General features: G+C 42.2%; 2 protein-coding genes. One reads left to right on the top strand and one right to left on the bottom strand.

The genetic code is table 11. The features are described from left to right. Positions 1-2 precede the first annotated feature (2 nt). Positions 3-743: a peptidase associated/transthyretin-like domain-containing protein gene (locus tag EHS11_RS04190; RefSeq protein WP_167884347.1), complete on the bottom strand. Its 741-nt coding sequence runs from the start codon at positions 741-743 to the stop codon at positions 3-5. A 792-nt stretch (positions 744-1,535) separates the two neighbouring features. On the opposite strand from EHS11_RS04190, the gene EHS11_RS04185 reads away from it, so the two are divergent. Beyond that, a partial coding sequence (locus tag EHS11_RS04185) for an HpcH/HpaI aldolase/citrate lyase family protein (RefSeq protein WP_135763166.1) occupies positions 1,536-2,523 on the top strand: 988 nt, incomplete at its 3' end.

Raw genomic sequence — 2,523 nt, 5'->3', positions numbered from 1 at the left:
TACTAAACCGAAATCCCCAGTTGCACGGAACCTGTGTATCCCGAAGTATTTCCGCTGATACAAATCAACTGCTTTGCAAGATCGGTACTGGATCCAGAAAAAATCCCATCACTTGTATTTGTTATGGAATTTTGGCCATGAGAGGAATAGCCTGTAAAATTATTTACAGTCGTGTTTGTTGCATCAGGAAAAGCAAATTGAGTTGTAGCAACAAGGTTGCCGGATACATACACCCTTGCGTGGATATGACATACTCTGCCTGTATACCATCCTGGAAAAATTGTGGAAAAACTAACTTTCCCCGAAGCATCCGTTGTTTGGATCCCCCTTAAAAAAGTAGAAGCCGTATAGTCTTTGGTTCCCAAATAACCCGGCTGGGAATACTGCGAATAATAACCATCTCTATCGCAATGCCAAATATATATATTAGCATCTTTAACAACAGTACAGTTGTTATTCGAATTTACCAAAGTTATATTAAAAGTAAGAGGAATGCCGGAACGGTCCTCGCGAATATCTGAACGGAAGTATGTATTGTACAGAGTTTGGTAATTGGAAGGATAAGGACCAACTGTTTCTTCGGGAGATTTGGCACAGGTTGTAGTGCAGGCTTGCCCGGTGCTACTACTATCGGAGCCGGAGGCTAAGAGCAGCAACAGAGACTCATGATCATTCTTTTTTTTCTCGGTACAAGACTCAAAACCGATCGGTATCAATGCAGAAGTTAAACAAATTTTCTTCAAAAAATCTTTTCTATTCATGCTCAATAAAACAAAATCATTTCATTTTATTTTCACGAATTGGAAATAATTTTACAAATAAACAATAACACATTTGTGTTTATTTCTCACTTGTCATTTTATTTCTGTGTCTTTATAAAAAAGATCGGATTGAAATTTTTTACGTTTTTGGAAAACGGATTTTCAATCAAAAAACATAACACATGTTCAATTGTCAATTATTTGATTTCTTCAAGAAACAATTCTGAAAAATCAAATAGTAAAGCTGATTATAAGTAAGGTATTTCTTATAAGATGGGATTTTAGTATCCCCGCCAAACGTTCGATGCTTCCCACGTGCGCGTAACCTCCATGTTACGACCGGCCATCCATGGCCATTCGCAAACGACCCATAGGGAGCGAGAATGTGAACTGGGCGGTAAGCGAATGCAGTAGCCCAGATTCACTGACTTTTGGAAACTCATGTCAATCTTTGAGATGGGCTTTAACCCACCGAAGGGAATCATCTCTCTTACTTTAAAAAAGTTCACCTTTCTAATTTTTCTTTTCTCGATAGGAAGTCTCCTTTAAGCCGTGTAAAAATTTCGAATGGAATAAAAATCACTGCCACGCAAGGGATACGCAGGGCTTGGTCGCGCCCAAGCGACCGCAGCGAACGCGGAGCCCGAAGTAGCCCGGTCCGAACGAAGGCTTTGCCGGAGAGAGGAGGCGCCCTTTCTCTTGCCATTATTTCCTGGACGGAAGGGCAAAATCGCAAAAATTGGTAAAAAATTCCTCATAATAAGGTAACCCTAAATGGCACTGACTCACCCGCAATCCGCACTTTTCGCAGGAGAAAAACCCTTTCCGATCGTCCCTGCTTGCGAACACTTCGCCGGATCTGAAAAACTGATCACAAAAGCTCTAGAGCTCCAAAACAAATTGGGCGGCCTCTTTGATATCACTATGGATTGCGAAGACGGTGCGCAAACCGGAAAAGAAAAAGAACATGCGGAGATGATTGTTCGCATTCAAAACTCGGAACTCAATAAACATAAAATGAGCGGGGTTCGTATCCACGATTACACCAACCCTCATTGGAAAGGCGATGTAGACATCCTGGTTCCCGGAGCCGGAAATGTGCTGGCTTATATCACAATCCCGAAACCTACAAAAGCTTCCCAAGTGAAAGAACAAATCACTTACATCCAAGAAGCTTGTAAAAAAGCGGGAATCAAAAGAGAAATTCCAATCCATGTTTTGATCGAAACTCACGGCGCTTTGCAAGACGTATTTGAAATCGCTGCCCTTCCTTGGTTACAAGTTTTGGACTTCGGACTTATGGACTTTATCTCGGGTCATCACGGAGCGATTCCTGCTTCTTGTATGAAATCTCCTGGCCAATTCGACCACGAACTACTTCGCCGTGGAAAAGCAAATCTAGTGGCGGCAGCTCTTATGAACGGAGTGATCCCTGCACATAACGTAACTTTGGATTTGAAAAACATCTATCAAACTTATGCGGATGCAAAACGTGCCCATGACGAATTCGGATTCTTGCGTATGTGGTCCATCTACCCTGCACAAATCCAATCCATCTTGGATGCAATGGCTCCTAACTTTGCAGAAACTCAAACTGCATGCGACATCTTAATCAAAGCACAAGATGCAGAATGGGGACCGATCCAACACGACGGAGACCTACATGACAGAGCGACTTACCGTTATTTCTGGGAACTAGTCCAAAGAGCAAAACTCACAGGGCAAAAACTTCCCGACGAAGTGGAAAAAAGATTTTTCGCAT

Origin of the sequence: Leptospira ilyithenensis (assembly GCF_004771005.1) — a bacterium.
Taxonomy (GTDB): Bacteria; Spirochaetota; Leptospiria; order Leptospirales; family Leptospiraceae; genus Leptospira_A; species Leptospira_A ilyithenensis.
Note: the sequence above shows the minus strand (reverse complement) of the source record. Positions and strands in the feature narration are given on the sequence as shown.